The organism is Heyndrickxia acidiproducens DSM 23148, from assembly GCF_000374345.1.
Taxonomy (GTDB): Bacteria; Bacillota; Bacilli; order Bacillales; family Bacillaceae_C; genus Weizmannia; species Weizmannia acidiproducens.
In genome coordinates, this window is record NZ_KB894014.1 from 1 (window position 1) to 15,498 (window position 15,498).

Sequence of the window (15,498 nt, forward strand, 5' to 3'; positions counted from 1 at the left end):
CAACATCACCATTTGAATATTCAGGGTTACGAGAAATATTTGGTAATTTATAGGCATTTAACTTTGAATCTAAATTTGTCTGATTTAGTAGGTTTCCTACAATAGCTAATCCTGCTTGGGCAGTAATTCGTTCATTCGTAGCTTCTATAATAAACTTTTTCATGAAATCACCTGATTGTGGAATTGGTTAAAATGGAACTCTGTCCATATTATACTAGATTTCATGCGGGTTTTTCGAGATTGAATGAAAATTTCGTCACGGATTCAGGTCTAAGTTCACAGCATCCCCGATTCCCCAGGGTGCTGCCAATACAATATGATTTTGCTCGTCCAGTTTCAGGCCTAATGCTGTCGCAGTTTCCGTAAATTTTGAGATGCCATCAACTGCAGAAGTATAGGGCTTTAGTCCATTTTTTTCATGCATTCTTGCTTGATTTTTTGCAGACCAGGAGATATTCGGAACAATCTGACATAAAACTTTTTCAATTTCCTTTTCTTTCTTTTCGTCTACATTTGTCCGGTCGTAATATATAACATCAACATCCGGCAAGGGCGTCCTGATGGAAAAGCCGTGTTGCATGTCCCATATCTTTGAACGGACAAATCCTGCACAAATCCACCATTCAGGCAGCTGCAGATTTTTCACTGCATGTAATAAATTCATCATCCATTCATCATCTGCAACAGCTTTTACAATATCCCGCTCCGTTTTTAAAGTCACGATATGCCCACCTCATTAAAACTTTGAAATATGTATATTTATCCTGATTGAAAAATTCAACTCCCAGCAAACCGCTGCAATATCCCTACAGCTGAATAGATTTCCCGTATATGACTCTACCATTAACAAAATTTCCTGCCTGTACTGTCATTTCCAACCGCAGTTTGGTTTCGTTTCAAAGTAAAGATGATAGTGATTTGCGCATCCTGGATTAAAGGGTGCACCGCACTGGGGACAGTGGCCGGCTGCCATATATTCCCGTATCGTCAGTTCATGTTTGCAGACGCCGCAAAGGATGGCTTTCTCGTCCCATTCCTGTTCTTTCCAGCGTTCAACCGGGTGATCTTCCGCTTCCTCATGACAGCGGTAACACGGATAATATTTGCCGCAGCACTTGAACTTGATTGCAATCACATCTAACGGCGATGCATAATGCATACAGCGTGTCTGTGAATCTATTACCGCACCATAGACTTTTGGCATATGTATATCCCCTTTTACCTATATGATTATTTCTTTTTATTTTAACACTATGTAACGTTAAGGAATCACAAGTTATTTTTAAAATTTTAAAGGATTCATCAACATTCCATGTATTGTACAATAAGGAGCTAACTTTTAAGGCCATCCTATTCTAGACTATACGTTCGTTTTAATGAACATACATTTTAGGTTCAAGGCATTGACCTGACCGTATACTCAATTAAGAAAGTCAAAATAGCTAATCCAACTAGTATCCCTGTTAAACCAATCATGAATTGTTTACCAATGAGCAGACTCCTATATTTCAAATCATTTTTTCGATAAAAAATAAACAGGATGCAGCCGGCTTATCATTGCAGCCGCCCAACCCAGCATGCCTTGAAAAGTGTACAATCCGTGCCAATTGGCAAGCCACAGATATAGAATATACGCTTTAGCATCTACTAAAACGCCGGTCAAGATCAGTAACAAATTTTTCAACAAATCCCCCCTGAACCATTAGTGTTAAAACATCCATTTCAAATTTTTTACAAACCCAACGACAAGTCTGACAAAATGAATGGGACGTGTCATGCCAAGTAGCGTTTCCAGCAATTTGCAAAGTCTTCGCATGTATCCCCATTTTTCTTCCTCCAACTTTTTGAAAATTGCTGGATAACATGGCAATTCCCGTTTTTATCATGCATACTATATGTAACGATTTTAAGAAAGGGCTGATGGAATTGAAACATGCTTTAGTCATAGGTGGCACTGGAATGCTGGCAAAAGTACCCCTTTGGCTGCTCGACCACAATTACCATGTCTCTATTATAGCAAGGAATCGTCAGAAAATGGGGAGTCTATTACGCAAGGTCTCTGATCAATCACGAGTTACACCCATGCTTGTTGATTATATGAAAGATGAAGCGTTAAAGAAAGAAATAGAAAAGCAAATCTTGAAGGCGGGTCCTGTCGATCTAGTGGTTGCCTGGATCCATTCAGATGCGGGTCACGCGCTTCCTGTTGTTTCTGATGTCATCTCCCGTTCCAGCCGGCACTGGGAACTATATCATGTTTTGGGGAGCAGCCAAAACCTGGATCAAATTTTGCGTGAATTCCCGGTGAAAGAAAATTGCAGCTATCATCAGATTCAGCTTGGTTTTGTGATGAAAAATAACCATTCAAGATGGTTGACACATGAAGAAATTTCAAATGGTGTAATTGAGGCCATACGTGAGCAGAAAAAAAGGCATATTGTCGGGCAGATTGAGCCATGGGATAAACGGCCGTAAGACGGTTCTTTCCGGTTGATCGAAACCAGGTCACCATCCTTTCTTTGAAATATGCTTAATTGATTTTAGTTTTCCAACATAAGTTCCCATTCTCTATCAAATAAAAATACTTTGAGGTAATCTTTCATTCCATTGAAAAAGAACCAGTAAATAAGATTTATACTTTTCGAACCATTTATTGAATAAAATAACATTTCGGTCTATAATTACAATAACATTTTTAATACGGACATAAGAGTAATATGGGGGTTATCATGGAAATATTTATAAGGTATTACTTGTTGGGCTTTACAGTTGCGTTACCCGTCGGAGCAATTACAATCGAGATGACAAAACAGGGGCTGAAAAATGGATTTTTACATGGCTGGGCAGTGGGACTAGGAGGGATGACCATTGACTTTTCATTAATTATAGCGCTTTATCTTGGATTTGCTTCCATTCTATCGCTTCCTTATATTCAAATGCCCTTGTGGATCATAGGGGCATGTTTTTTAGCCTTCATTGGATACGATTCCATAAAAAATGAGGCGAAAAGCCATCGAGGTCATTTTGGAAAACCTACAGAAATGGCGTACTGGTCGCTGTTTCTCCAGGGAATCTTGTCTTCTGGGTTTCTGTATTTGGCGCGGTGTTATCAAATTCATACCGCTCTATCGGCTCCGGAAGCTTTGCAGTCGCAGCCATCGCGATTTTACTGGCAATCTTAACCCATGATATTGTATTATTATCCATCATTGCAACCTCAAGAAAAGTTATGAACCGGGCAATGATTAAATGGGTCTCCATCGCGGCAGGGCTACTATTATTTGGATTCGCAGCGTATTTTGTATATGAATTTATCGATGAACTAAAAACGCTTGTTTAACTGAATCAAAATCCGGCGGTTGGATTATCCATACGGGAGAAAGTGACAATCAAAGTGTGAAAAGCTTCTAAACATAATTCAACCTCGTAATTTGCTAAGAATTTGATTAATTTCTGTATCGTGTTTGCCGGTTTTTCCGCTAAGAAATTCAATGTCAACTTTTGCATTTTTTATTTCACCAGCAACCACGTCAAAAACTTTTTTGTGCTCTTCCAGCTTATCATTTGTAAATTTAAAGTTGCTGCGCAGTTCCAATGTAAGATGGTCCACTTTCGTTTCAATACGATCCTGGCCATTTTTTAAACAGGCAGTGTCTTCTTTAAGGGTAGTAACATTTTCTTTTAAACTGGCGGTATCCTCTTTGAGGGTAACGACATCTTCTTTTAAACTGGCGGTGTCTTCTTTGAGAGTAACGACATCTTCTTTTAAACTGGCGGTGTCTTCTTTGAGAGTAACGACATCTTTCTTTAAACCGGCTACTTCATTTTCCAATCGTCCCTGGCCTTCTTTTAAGGTTCCGACGTCTTCTTTTAACCCGGAAAAATTACTTCTCATTTCTTTCAGTTCGTTAAGGATTTGCCTTAAAATTTCTTCCATTGAGATCCCTCCGCTCTTTTTTTACATTAGTATATCATAAGTTCTTGTATCGAAAAAAGACGGCTGCTGCTGTGTCACGAATCTCAAAAACATTTATTATTTTAATACACTATCTTCTAAAAACGTAATTTCTCCGCGGGTAGTATCCAGTTCGGTTTGAATACCGACCGGAAAAACATGGGATGGAAAAGTATGACCGATATCTACATTAACGAGAATTGGGATATCCCTGTCCCCGATCACTTCCAGCAGTAATTCGTAAAGTGTAAACGGCGCATGCAGATCATCAAATTGTTCATGCTTTCCGAGAATAAGGCCGCTAATTTGATCAAAAATCCCGGAGACATTCAGCATGCTGAAAAGCCGTTCTTCAAGGGCCATATCCTTATATGAATCTTCCATAAAGAAAATAGCACCCTTCACATCTGGAAAATATTCTGATCCAAGGAAACCAGACATCGTATTTAAATTTCCACCAATCAGTTTCCCTGTTGCCTTTCCCTTTCTCAAACATGTCCAGCCGTCATTTTTCACCATTATCTTAGGTTTAATCATCTGTACACCCCACAGCCTATTTTGATCCAGATCTTAACATCAACTGATTGATTTTTACATCAAAAAGATCTTTGTTAATTGTAACCCTTTATCATCTATCCACTAAGCCGCTGTCCATTCAAACAGTAGAATTGCCGTCAACATTAGTTTGTGTAAAACTGTCACAACCAATATATGATTTTATTATAAGCCAAAAATGATGGGTAACGACGTTTAGTTCACTTTATATAAATCTTTTTTCATCAAAACAACTTTTACCTCTATACCATTTGGTTTAGTTACAACTTCTTCGTTATAAATTGTATATCCAACTGAACGATACAAATTAATATTTTTCTTTATTGTTAACCTAACTTTACAGTATAATGCAGGAAGATCTTTATCTCTCGCATACTTTTCAAGGGCTTTTAATATTTTTTTGGCAATGCCTTTTCCTTGTTCCTCCGGAATAACTGATAATCTGTAAAAATAAAGCCCATTTTCGGTTAATTGGAAACGCACCATTCCCACTGGCATTTCATCAATATAAGCAACTAGTCCTTTCTCATTATTCTTTAAAGCAGCAGATATAGATGCAACGGATTCTTCCAAAGCACTTGATGGGGGAATCTCTTCTTTATATCCCATAAAAGCCTTAATCATTAAATCGTGAATCAATTTAGCGTCCGATAATTCTGCAAATTTAATTTTCAACTTATACACCCCTCTCTTTATCGTAAATACTAATTTGAAACCGAATTTTCGATACTAAACTGCAATATCCGGAATATTCCTTAAACTGAACCTGGTGCAGCTGTGAAGTCATCAGGAAAATGCCGCGCATAATTAATTTGTTGAGCTGAAATGGTTAAAACCATTTGAACATAAGATTACATGCTATTAGCGCAATCACAATGAACACGACAACCATGGCTTCAATCGTATTTCTTCTTTCGTTTTTTTGCTTAGATAGCTGTTCCCTGTATTTTTTTGAATCGCTCTACGTTTATCGTTCATTTGAAGTCACCCTTAAAAATATTTACATTCATTTGGCTAACATCTGCTATGCAGGCCCGTGTTTCCCTTGAATTCCTGCCACTGCAACATTTGAAAATATTTTCTTCATTTTACCATAAATAAATTCGATACAAGTGGCATTGAAAAAATCTTTTACATAGATTTTTAGAGGCGCCAAAAACATAATACAGTTCTACCGTGGCAAGCTTTTCTTAATCTTCTGCTGCTCTGATGATTGCTTTGTCAGGAAGCTTAATCTATACAGAAGTATTATTTCCTTTCTGAATTATTCGAATTTAGGTTTCCTTGTTATTGCATTTATTTCATTTTTTTGTTACAGTTTATTTAGATGTTTTTCTAATTATTTAACGGAGTGATGATCATTGCATAAAGTATTTAAAGCCTTAGCTGATCCAACAAGAATTAAAATATTGGAGCTCCTGAAAAAAAGAAGTATGACAGCTGGAGAAATTTCCGAACATTTCGATATGAAGAAACCCAGTATTTCTCACCATTTAAGCATTTTAAGTAATGCCAACTTAATTTATTCAGAAAAAAAGGGCCAATTTATTCACTACTCAATAAATTTAACGATGCTTCAAGAGATCATGCATTGGATTCTGGTTCTTAAAAATAAGGATTAAACTAATATGGAGGAGATTGAAATGAGAAAAAATTTATTAACAAAATCTTTATTTATTTTAACAATATTAATAAGTGCGATATCCTATCCATTTTTGCCTGACATGTTAGCGGTCCAATTTGGTTCAGACAACAGCCCGACAAACGTTGCGCCAAAAATTATTGGCTTATTGATTATCCCGCTTGTTATGATTTTATTATACTTTTCGCACGGTAAAAGAAATGAGTTTATTCATTCAGCTAATCTGTATGAGAGTAGACTAATGTACAATATTGCATCAATTTTCCTATTTGTAACGCAAATTATGATGATTCTCATTAATTTAGGATTTGAAATTCATTTTTCCAGGATTATTAAGATTGCCTTAGGCGTGATATTTATTGTGCTGGGGAATTACCTATATAGAGCAGTGAGAAATTATAAGTACGGTATAAAAAATAAATGGACATTATCAAACAACCTGGTCTGGAAAAAAACCCATAAATTAAGTTCTATCATATTCGTCATCGCCGGGATAGCCGTTATTTTGATTAATTTAATATGGAACAATGAAGCCACTGAATATACAACAGGTGTTTTAATTGGATGCGTTGCTTTATGCCATCTTACTTCTTATTTGTTATATCACAAATACAAGAATAATACCTGAAGCAAAGATGCTTGACCCCTGTATTATTAAGCGTACAATTGCAAGTAGACTCCAGAAATGGTATTACAGATGCTCCTACAACCTATGCCTCGAAGAATTTAATATTTGAAGCATCCGAAATAAAAACTGGAGCTCAAAAATCTCTAAGTGTTAAGGCAAAAACTGCTTATTTGACATTGTATGGTGCATTTGGCGCATTGATGGCTGATGGTACACCTAATTATTTCTCAATTTCACCATCAACAATATTGACAAATAAGCTAAACCAATATTTTCCTAATTATATAGATCCTGTTTCTGGAAAGCAAGCAATCGATGGAGTAAGGACTGATTGGCAAAGAACAGGATCGCACCCATGGAATGGACGTAATGCTTATATAAAACAATTTGAGTCCATTTATGGTGATCAACCAGACAGCTATTGGAGTGCAGTTCAGATTCATCATATCAGGCCAAGAAATTTTGGCGGTTCTGATGAATTCGACAAGTTAATGCCTGTGGAAACAACAGCTCATAGACTAATTACAACTTGGTTTGTTAACTATTAAATAACAGAGGAGTAAAAAAAAGTGTGCAGTGATTATTATATGAAAAAAATGATTCATTCGATTAAAAAATTACTAAACGACGATGGTGAAGTACTGAGACTGGCACCCAAGGGGGAGATTATTTCCAGCAAGATACAATTTAATGATCCACTTGACATAGCAGAATTTAAGAATTATAACTCTTTAATATTGCCGAAAGATTATATTGAATTTTTAAAGGTGAGTGATGGGGCTAAGCTCTATCTGGATAATTATCATGGCAGCCAGCCTTTACTTACCTTATATTCATTAAAGGAGATACTAAAAGAAAAGGCCTTTTACGAGAATTCCCTTCATGAAGAAAATAGGTATCCAATAGGTACTTTGCTAGACCGTTCGGATCTATTAGTAGATCAGGCGGAATTAAATAAAGGAAATCCATACCTGCTATTAGCTGACGGAACGAAAGCGTTTGACTATGGATTTCAAGAATGGTTAGACAAATTTTTTATCGCACAAGGAAATGAATTTTGGTTATTAGATAACCCATATTTATAAACATAGGTTACGGAAGAAAAATGGGGGATTAAAATGAAAAGGTGCCCCGAGCCCCTGGGATAATTGAGTTTGCGAAGGACCATTAACCAGAAAGAAGGGCACCTGGATCCGGTTATAATTTTTCAATGAATAAATAAAGCTCCTCCGCTTTGGGTCGATGAACGGAATAATGACGTACAAAGTCGTTGAAAGCAACAACAAGCTGATAAGCATCAACATGACCCGGCTTTTTGGCGCAAAATGGTCGATATTGCCGTTGATATTCCAATGCATTGGCAATGTTGACGGCAGTTTTGGATAAAGCAGTGCCCAAACCAGCAGCATAAATATCGTTAAAAGCGTCTGCCAAACCAATTGTTTTTTCACTGTGGCCCCTCCCCGCAATTTTTTAAGTTCAATATCCAATTGACAACTTCCTCAAAAACAGTCGTATTTAATGAATAGTAAACGTATTTCCCCTTTTTCATGGCAGTAACCAGATCAGCATACTTTAAAATCGCCAGTTGCTGCGAAATATTTCCCTTGGGCGAGGCTTGCTCCCCAATCGCAGTTTTTCCAAAAATACTCGGTATTACAGGGAAAATTTTTGATTAGAATGATATAATTTATTGCAGGTAGTTAACCTATTATTTTATTAGGGAGAGAGAGTCTATGAATGAAGCATCACAAATATATTGGGATGAATTCTGGAAGTCCCAAAGTCACGAAAAACCAAAATCAGTAAGTGCGTGGCAATTCGGAGCTAATCCGGACCATTTGGCTCAGTTAGTAATAGAGGGTGTGAAATCAGCCACTTGCTCAGCACTGATTTTTTATGAAATTGAAAACGAGCCGCTGCCTTCCGTTGAAGATTACAGCATTATCTTAAATAGTAAAGATGAACCTTTAGCGATTATTAAAACAGTAGATGTTAAAATAATGCCAATGTATAAGGTTCCAGAAGAATTTGCAATTGCAGAAGGTGAAGGAGATAGAACTTATCAATATTGGAAAGAAGTACACGAAAAATTCTTTACTAAAGAGTTAAGTGATTTAGGGCTTGAATACTCAGAAGATATCATGCTGGTATGTGAGCGTTTCAAATTAGTAGATGTAAAAAATAAGTGAAAAAACGCTTGGTATTTTTCCAAGCGTTAATTATGTAAAGGATTTGACATTTTGACATCAAATCCTTTGTCATTTAGTTAGTATCCATTTATAATTTTCTGCCTTACAGTCTTTGCATCGCTTCTGTCTGTGACGTAACTAGCTTGCTCATCTTTAGCATCTGAGATTGCCTTCAGACAATTTGTTCCGTAATCTACTTCTTTTGCAGGTGTTGGATTTCTTCTGTCACTGCGAATGCCAGGTCTTCATTTCCAAACAGGGATAACACATTCAAAACCGTTTCATCACTGATTTCACCGGCTTCTTCTTTCGGGACCGTTAACGCCACAGCCGCTTTTAATATCGGATTTTTCCCTTGCCCGGGATAAGCGCGCGCGTATATTTCTTCCGGATCAAGCCCATGATTCACACACCACTGGGCAAAAACAAGAGCCATCATATTTTCATCTTTTTTGTATTGTTGAACGATTTTTTCTTCCATTTCTTTTTTATCCATAAAAATCACCTTTTACTTTCATGATAGCGTAACTTTTTTCTGAAAGCATGCCTTTTGCCGATTTTGTAAAAATAGTATCCCGGCAGCTAGTTTGATAGGAAATAACCGGGTGGAAAGCCTCTTATTCCTGCTTTTGTGCAGCCAATGCTTCGGCAGCTTTTTCACGCAAAGCAGCTTTTAAAAATTTCCCGACAGATGTTTTCGGGATTTCATTGACAAACAAGACATCGTCAGGCAGCCACCACTTTGCAAACTGCGGGCGTAAAAATTCAATCAGTTCTTCTTTTGAAACGGTTTTTCCTTCTTTCAGCACAACGCAAGCGACCGGACGTTCTTGCCATTTCGGATGGGGGGCCGCCACAACCGCCGCTTCGAAAATGCCTTCATGGGCCATTAATGCATTTTCAAGATCGACGGAAGAAATCCATTCACCACCGCTTTTAATCAAATCTTTGGTACGGTCGACAATGCGGATATAGCCCTCTCCATCCATGGTCACCACATCACCGGTGTACAGCCAGCCGTCACGGAAAGCTTCTTTTGACCGTTCATCCTTGTAGTACTCATCCGCAATCCAGGGGCCCCTTATTAACAGTTCTCCCATTTCCTTTCCATCCGGTTTCACTTCGCCTTGATCATTGATCGCTTTTACTTCAATGCCCGGAACGACTAAGCCTTGTGTGGCCCGGATTTCCAACTGTTCTTCATATGGAAGGCTGCGGTGTTCACTTTTGAGCTTGGCGAGTGTAACCAAAGGTGTTGTTTCGGTCATTCCGTAAGCATGGATAAATGGTATATTGTATGTTGTTTCAAAAGCGCGGATAATTCCTTTTGGCGCAGAGGAACCCCCGCAAAGGATGGCGCGTAAACTGTCCATCTGGTAGTTTCCTTTTTCCAGTTCATTTAACAGCCCGATCCAGATCGTGGGAACGCCAGCGCTTAAAGTCACTTGATGGTTTTCAATGAGCCCGGCAATTATCTTTGGCGTCGGGCCGGGGCCCGGCAGCACTTGCGTTGCCCCAAACCAAGTTGCTGAAAACGGCAGGCCCCAGGCATTCACATGAAACATTGGAACAACCGGCATCACAGTGTCCGCTTCGCAAATGCCGGCTGTATCCGCCAGCCCTTGCGTAAAGCTGTGCAGTACAATGCCCCGGTGGGAATATACAACTCCCTTTGGTTTGCCTGTTGTTGCGGAAGTGTAACACATACCCGCGGGATCATATTCATCAATATCCGCTTCAAACTGAAAAGAAGCATCACCCTCTTCTACCAGCTTCTCATAGGAATAGAGCGGAAACAAGCCGGAGTCCGGGTTTTCCATGTGATTCTTTTGATCCGACATGACAATAAATGACTCAACTGTTTTTAATTCATCCTTGACCGCTTCTATAAGCGGAAGCAAGTCTTCGTCAATCAGTAAAATTTTATCCTCAGAATGGTTAATGATATAAATGATATGTTCCGGAGCAAGGCGAATATTGATGGTGTGAAGAACGGCCCCGATCGACGGGATCGCAAAATACGCTTCTAAATGGCGGTGGTGGTTCCAGGCAAACGTGCCCACCCGGTCACCTTTTTGAACGCCCAGTTTAGTAAGCGCACTGGCAAGCGACCTTGTACGCTCCCCCAATTGTTTGTAGGAAAAACGATGAATTCCTGAAGCCGTACGTGAAATAATTTCCTTTGTTGGATAGTATTTTTCGGCCCGTTCAATCATTTGCACAATTGTTAGCGGTGTTTCCATCATTGCACATTCCCCCTGGGTTTGGTTTTATCATAATTCAAAAAGAAAAGAATGAGTTTTCAAGCTTTCGCGAATCTCTGATATTTTAACACTTTGCCTGCTGTCCCCCGCAAACGGTAACGCCTTGAAATCTTGTATTCTTTCATATAACCAAAACCGATGAAGCTGCAGGCACTCAGCTGCATATTTTCTTTGCCAAATCGGTAATCCGCCATTTGGCCATTGGCACCTCTGTTACAGCCTTGTTCACATAGATTTTTTGGGCTTGGCCAGCCCCGGCACAATTCGCCAAATGTTAGCGCTTTCTATTTTTTTCAGAGCTAACCGGATACTTTCTTTATCGGCTGCATTGGTTTTGATAAATTCAACTTACCCCCCCAGCACTTCCGCATGCTTGGCGCTTTTTTTGTTATTTTCGCGTGCAGGTACATTGTCAGCATCACTCTTATCTAATGTCTTCTGCTGAGTAAAATTCTAAAGCTTCAAAATTTAACTGTCAAGTAAATTTTCTAAACATTTTGCAATAAAAAAATGCCGCACAAAGGCGGCTTTTTCTAGTGCTCAATTAGATTTGAAACTTGTACACTTTGTTTTTGATCCGGATTGTCAAGCGGGTGAACCGTAGCCTTTCCATTTTTCCTGTCAACATGCTCAATATATATCCCTTCTCCATTGAGCGTCACATTCACCATCTCTGAAGAATCCATAATGTCCTGTACGCGTTGTGCGTCCATCATTTTCCCTCCTTTGTCATTACAGTTAAAGTATGGATTGCCAGGCATACGATTATACAATGTATTGACCGCAATCCGAACGAAACTATTCACAATCCCTTTTTTGAGGGGATGAAGGTTAAAAATAGCGTGCGCTCTGAAAGCGGATAATCGTTAAGATTGATACTTCTTTTCTCGGCAGCAATACACAATAACCCGGAAAAACTGAGTTCACCAATAACTGCATCACCGCTTTTCATTTCAGCCGGGATCATCAAGATTTGTTCCTTTTTTGCAGATTGAACTCTATTTTTTCTTCAATAGATTCAACAGTCCCCAATATAAACAAAATGGCCTTATTAATAGATTCAGATGGCAAACATACGTTCCTCATGATATAATAGGATCAAGCGTTATATGAAGCATATGAGCGGACAGCGCACCCTTACAGATAGGGGGTGGCGTTTACGTGACAGTATTTGAAACAATCAGCCTCATGATCAGTTTTGCCGGGCTAACTCTCATGCTGTTTGATAGAAAAAAATAGTCCGCTTCATATGCCATGGCAGTGGCTTAAACTGAAGCGGATTTTAAATGACGTGCTTTCATTTCAGCGCTGCTCCGCTCGATGCGGATATCGCCTTTGCCGCCGGTATTAAACCCATCGGCGGTATTATTCTGTGTTCCCTTTAGCAACATTATACCCGGATTCAAGAAAAAATTGCAATAAATGATGCCCGGCATATCAGGGGATTCTATGACTTTATGCCCACTTCCTATGCTTTCTTTTCCGAGAATTTTTCCATTGCTTCCGCCATAAATGCCGCAAGTCCATCCCCAAATTTGTCGATGTTTTTCGTAAACCGTTTATCATCAATGTAGAGCCGGCCCAGTTCTTTAAAAACTTCCGGAGAATAAGGTCCAAAATGTTTGTTTAAATACCGATACCATTTGGAGATGGCGGCCTGTGCCTCCGCAGAATCCGGCGGAAGTTTCCGAAGACCCGCAAGTTCGCGGTAAATGCGATTCATTTCTTCTGCTAAAGCGGTTTTTTCATCACCGGAAAGTTTCTGTAAATGTTCATTTGCTTCGTCAACTGCTTTTTCTCCCCAGCGTTCCCGCGCTTCCTGTTCATACGGGTTGGCATCAAATTTAAAGCCTTCAAATTTTTCCTCATTGGACATGATTATTTCCCCTTTCCCAAAACGGATGGTTTTTTCGATCATGGAAATCATTTTATCCAGCCTGTTCCGCTTTTCAACCAGTAATTTGTGCTGCAATTGCAACGCTTCCTGCCGGTCAAATGCGGGATCCTCGATAATTTCCTTGATTTTTCGCAAAGGAAAACCCAATTCTTTAAAAAACAAAATCTGCTGCAAGGTTTCCAAATTCTCATCGGAATAATCCCGATAACCTGCTTTCGAAACTTCAGCCGGTATGAGCAAGCCAATCTCATCATAATGCCGTAAAGTCCGGACGCTGACGCCGGAAAGTTCTGCTGCTTCTTTGATTCTCATGTCACGGCCTCCTTACACCTTCCACTTTAAAGGATAACGCAGCGTGAGAGTCAAGAAAAAATTACATGTTTTGTTGTATGATGATGGAATAAGTATTTGCAATGTAACCAATATTTCCCTTAACAAGCTGTCACTTGTCGTTCTATCGTCCTATGAGGAATTAAGGAAATCGCTATTGTAAAAAAACAAGCGGCTCCTGAGGCTTGGTTATTATGTTAAAATAATCTGTAATCGAGGTAAAAAAGATTTCCAATGACAGCAGGGGAGTTGATTATTTGGAGGCCCTGTTCTTTAAAATATTTGTTTGGACATGCTTTGTCGGACTTGTGCTGTGTACATATTTATATGGAAAAAACGAAGAAAAAATGGATGCCAAAGTCTTTCTGATCCGCAAAATCTGGTATTTGCTCTACATGTTCGGCGCATTGGTGTATTGGAGCCTCCATCCGGCAAGTATCTTGGCTACCTCACTGCCTAATGGGAAGAAGGTAGACTACCTGTTTGCCGAAGCTGACGGCGTATTCGTCCGGGGGTTAAAAAAGAAACAGAATATGGAAGTCCACCATGCCATTCTTTATGAGGGGTGGGGAACCAATGGAAAATAAACAGCAGAGGTGATCACGTGAAAAAGTTCCACAGCCAAACGAGTGTATTCTCCCCCCACCTTCCACTTCTCCAATAGAAAAGGATAGAAAAAAGCGGTCTGAAGAACTGATCTGCTTTATAATTGAACTACCCACACTTATCGCTCTTACGAGCTGCTTGAAGTGGGGGATTCCTAAGTATGGAAGCCTACCGGCTTCTAATTGATTAGGCTAACCCCGCAGTCCCTGCGGTTAGAAGTTTTAACGCTTCGTTTTTTAGATTTTTTCCTGCGTTTATATCTCTGTGGTGATGGGTGCCACAGGAAGGACAGTCCCATTCACGTACGTTGAGGTTTTTAACGTCTTGATTTTGGTAGCCGCAGCTTGAGCATAGCTGTGAACTGGCAAAGGTTTTTGATACAGCGATTACCTCTTTTCCATACCATTCTGCTTTGTACTCCAGCATGGCTCTGAATTGCGACCACGATACTTCTTGAATCGCTTTGGCTAATTTGTGGTTTTTTACCATATTAGATACTTGCAAATCTTCAATCCCCACAACATCGTGATTTTTGATGATGTAAGTTGAGATTTTATGCAAGTAGTCTGTTCTTGCGTTGGTGATTTTTTCATGGATTCTGGCAACTTTGCGTCTTTGTTTTTGGTAGTTTCTGGCTTCATTCAGTTTACAATTGCGTTTTATTGCTGACTCTTTTCTTCTGGAAAGAATACGCTGTGCGTTTGCCAGCTTTTTTTCCAATGTGCGGTACCATTTCGGATTGGAAATGACTTCACCTGTTGACAGGATGGCAAAATCTTTTAAACCGACGTCCACGCCAACAGCCGATCCGGTTTTTGGCAGTTCCTGAATTTCTGTTTCTGCGAGAATGGATACAAAATATTTTCCGCTTGGATTTCTTCTGACGGTTGCGCTTAAAATACGCCCTTTTACATCCCGGCTTTTTGCAAACTTGATGTATCCGAGCTTGGGTAATTTGATTTTGTTTCCGGAAATTGCAATGTTGCCGTTTGTGTACTTTGTTGTGTAGGATTGGACTTTGTTTCTTTTTGACTTAAACCGGGGTGCTTTGTTTTGCTTTTGGAAGAACCGGGTGAATGCATCGGCCAGGTTTTTGAGTGAGGATTGGATCGCGATGCTGTCGACTTCCTTTAGCCAGGCGAATTCTTTCTTAAGTTGGGGCAGTTCAGCAGAACAGGCGTTGTATGTTAATCCTTTTCCTGTTTCGTTGTATATTTTGTTCCATTTTGCTAAAAAGTGATTGAAAACAAAGCGGGAACAACCGATTGTTTTCCCAATCAGAATTTCTTGCTTTTTGTTTGGGTAGATCCGGAACTTGTATGCTTTATGGACGATCATAGATTTCACCCCACCCATCAAGAACTCTTGTTCCCATTATATCATATGGATATAGCTTTGTCTATCGACAACCGGCATTCATCTCCCCCTT

At 39.4% G+C, this 15,498-nt stretch carries 19 protein-coding genes and 3 pseudogenes; 9 read left to right on the forward strand and 13 right to left on the reverse strand.

The window, feature by feature from the left end:
• Positions 1–256 precede the first annotated feature (256 nt).
• The 3 genes from C232_RS18725 to C232_RS19835 form a co-directional block, all read right to left on the reverse strand.
• Positions 257–721 carry a nucleotidyltransferase family protein gene (locus C232_RS18725; protein ID WP_018664699.1) on the reverse strand — a complete coding sequence of 155 codons (465 nt, stop codon included), beginning with the start codon at positions 719–721 and terminating at the stop codon, positions 257–259.
• A 147-nt stretch (positions 722–868) separates the two neighbouring features.
• Entirely contained in the window at positions 869–1,204 is a 336-nt protein-coding gene (locus C232_RS0113530; RefSeq protein ID WP_018664700.1) for a CHY zinc finger protein, read from the reverse strand.
• Between the two features lie 309 nt (positions 1,205–1,513).
• Positions 1,514–1,684, reverse strand: coding sequence for a hypothetical protein (locus C232_RS19835; RefSeq protein ID WP_018664701.1), 171 nt, complete (start codon positions 1,682–1,684; stop codon positions 1,514–1,516).
• Positions 1,685–1,920: 236 nt separating this feature from the next.
• Here C232_RS19835 and C232_RS0113540 point away from each other — a divergent pair, with 236 nt between their 5' ends.
• Together C232_RS0113540 and C232_RS18735 are read left to right on the forward strand one after the other, a co-directional pair.
• Positions 1,921–2,475 carry a short-chain dehydrogenase gene (locus tag C232_RS0113540; protein WP_040400153.1) on the forward strand — a complete coding sequence of 185 codons (555 nt, stop codon included), beginning with the start codon at positions 1,921–1,923 and terminating at the stop codon, positions 2,473–2,475.
• A gap of 254 nt (positions 2,476–2,729) precedes the next feature.
• Positions 2,730–3,340: pseudogene (locus tag C232_RS18735) on the forward strand (LysE family translocator).
• Positions 3,341–3,418: 78 nt separating this feature from the next.
• On the opposite strand, the gene C232_RS18740 reads toward C232_RS18735, so the two are convergent.
• The 3 genes from C232_RS18740 to C232_RS0113560 form a co-directional block, all read right to left on the reverse strand.
• Positions 3,419–3,937, reverse strand: a complete 519-nt coding sequence (locus C232_RS18740; protein ID WP_018664703.1) for a hypothetical protein — start codon at positions 3,935–3,937, stop codon at positions 3,419–3,421.
• 96 nt (positions 3,938–4,033) lie between these two features.
• Positions 4,034–4,492 carry a S66 peptidase family protein gene (locus C232_RS18745; protein WP_018664704.1) on the reverse strand — a complete coding sequence of 153 codons (459 nt, stop codon included), beginning with the start codon at positions 4,490–4,492 and terminating at the stop codon, positions 4,034–4,036.
• Between the two features lie 213 nt (positions 4,493–4,705).
• Positions 4,706–5,194, reverse strand: a complete 489-nt coding sequence (locus C232_RS0113560) for a GNAT family N-acetyltransferase (protein WP_306301580.1) — start codon at positions 5,192–5,194, stop codon at positions 4,706–4,708.
• A gap of 677 nt (positions 5,195–5,871) precedes the next feature.
• Here C232_RS0113560 and C232_RS0113570 point away from each other — a divergent pair.
• Genes C232_RS0113570 through C232_RS0113585 form a run of 4 tightly spaced genes read left to right on the forward strand, consistent with a single transcriptional unit; the run spans position 5,872 to position 7,865 of the window.
• Entirely contained in the window at positions 5,872–6,132 is a 261-nt protein-coding gene (locus C232_RS0113570; RefSeq protein WP_018664707.1) for an autorepressor SdpR family transcription factor, read from the forward strand.
• A gap of 21 nt (positions 6,133–6,153) precedes the next feature.
• On the forward strand, positions 6,154–6,780 hold the full coding sequence (locus C232_RS19105) for an SdpI family protein (protein ID WP_018664708.1): 627 nt from the start codon (positions 6,154–6,156) through the stop codon (positions 6,778–6,780).
• An 11-nt stretch (positions 6,781–6,791) separates the two neighbouring features.
• On the forward strand, positions 6,792–7,328 hold the full coding sequence (locus tag C232_RS18755) for an HNH endonuclease signature motif containing protein (protein WP_018664709.1): 537 nt from the start codon (positions 6,792–6,794) through the stop codon (positions 7,326–7,328).
• 21 nt (positions 7,329–7,349) lie between these two features.
• Positions 7,350–7,865 (forward strand): SMI1/KNR4 family protein, encoded by a 516-nt coding sequence (locus C232_RS0113585; protein WP_018664710.1) that lies wholly within the window; start codon positions 7,350–7,352, stop codon positions 7,863–7,865.
• Here C232_RS0113585 and C232_RS0113590 read toward each other — a convergent pair.
• Positions 7,860–8,231: a DUF1648 domain-containing protein gene (locus C232_RS0113590; protein WP_081622776.1), complete on the reverse strand. Its 372-nt coding sequence runs from the start codon at positions 8,229–8,231 to the stop codon at positions 7,860–7,862. The two genes, C232_RS0113585 and C232_RS0113590, sit on opposite strands and share 6 nt — an antisense overlap.
• 285 nt (positions 8,232–8,516) lie before the next feature.
• Between C232_RS0113590 and C232_RS0113595 the strand changes: the two genes are divergently transcribed.
• Positions 8,517–8,972: an ASCH domain-containing protein gene (locus C232_RS0113595; protein WP_018664712.1), complete on the forward strand. Its 456-nt coding sequence runs from the start codon at positions 8,517–8,519 to the stop codon at positions 8,970–8,972.
• Between the two features lie 193 nt (positions 8,973–9,165).
• Here C232_RS0113595 and C232_RS0113600 read toward each other — a convergent pair whose 3' ends face one another.
• From C232_RS0113600 to C232_RS0113635, 5 genes are all read right to left on the reverse strand, one after another.
• Entirely contained in the window at positions 9,166–9,468 is a 303-nt protein-coding gene (locus C232_RS0113600) for a hypothetical protein (protein WP_018664713.1), read from the reverse strand.
• Between the two features lie 121 nt (positions 9,469–9,589).
• Positions 9,590–11,218: a long-chain fatty acid--CoA ligase gene (locus C232_RS0113605; protein WP_018664714.1), complete on the reverse strand. Its 1,629-nt coding sequence runs from the start codon at positions 11,216–11,218 to the stop codon at positions 9,590–9,592.
• Positions 11,219–11,274: 56 nt separating this feature from the next.
• The gene (locus tag C232_RS19840) at positions 11,275–11,430 is read right to left on the reverse strand and encodes a hypothetical protein (protein WP_018664715.1); all 156 of its coding nucleotides are present in this window, start codon (positions 11,428–11,430) and stop codon (positions 11,275–11,277) included.
• Between the two features lie 339 nt (positions 11,431–11,769).
• The gene (locus C232_RS0113615) at positions 11,770–11,949 is read right to left on the reverse strand and encodes an H-type small acid-soluble spore protein (RefSeq protein WP_018664716.1); all 180 of its coding nucleotides are present in this window, start codon (positions 11,947–11,949) and stop codon (positions 11,770–11,772) included.
• Positions 11,950–12,704: 755 nt separating this feature from the next.
• Positions 12,705–13,445, reverse strand: coding sequence for a MerR family transcriptional regulator (locus C232_RS0113635; protein WP_018664720.1), 741 nt, complete (start codon positions 13,443–13,445; stop codon positions 12,705–12,707).
• Between the two features lie 275 nt (positions 13,446–13,720).
• Here C232_RS0113635 and C232_RS20400 point away from each other — a divergent pair.
• Both C232_RS20400 and C232_RS19855 read left to right on the forward strand, forming a co-directional pair.
• Positions 13,721–13,888: pseudogene (locus tag C232_RS20400) on the forward strand (type II toxin-antitoxin system SpoIISA family toxin); the annotation flags it as partial.
• A 15-nt stretch (positions 13,889–13,903) separates the two neighbouring features.
• Positions 13,904–14,047: pseudogene (locus C232_RS19855) on the forward strand (ISLre2 family transposase); the annotation flags it as partial.
• Between the two features lie 208 nt (positions 14,048–14,255).
• On the opposite strand, the gene tnpB reads toward C232_RS19855, so the two are convergent.
• A complete protein-coding gene (gene tnpB, locus C232_RS0113645; RefSeq protein ID WP_018664722.1) occupies positions 14,256–15,407 on the reverse strand; it encodes an IS200/IS605 family element RNA-guided endonuclease TnpB in 1,152 nt (383 codons plus the stop codon).
• Positions 15,408–15,498: the final 91 nt, after the last annotated feature.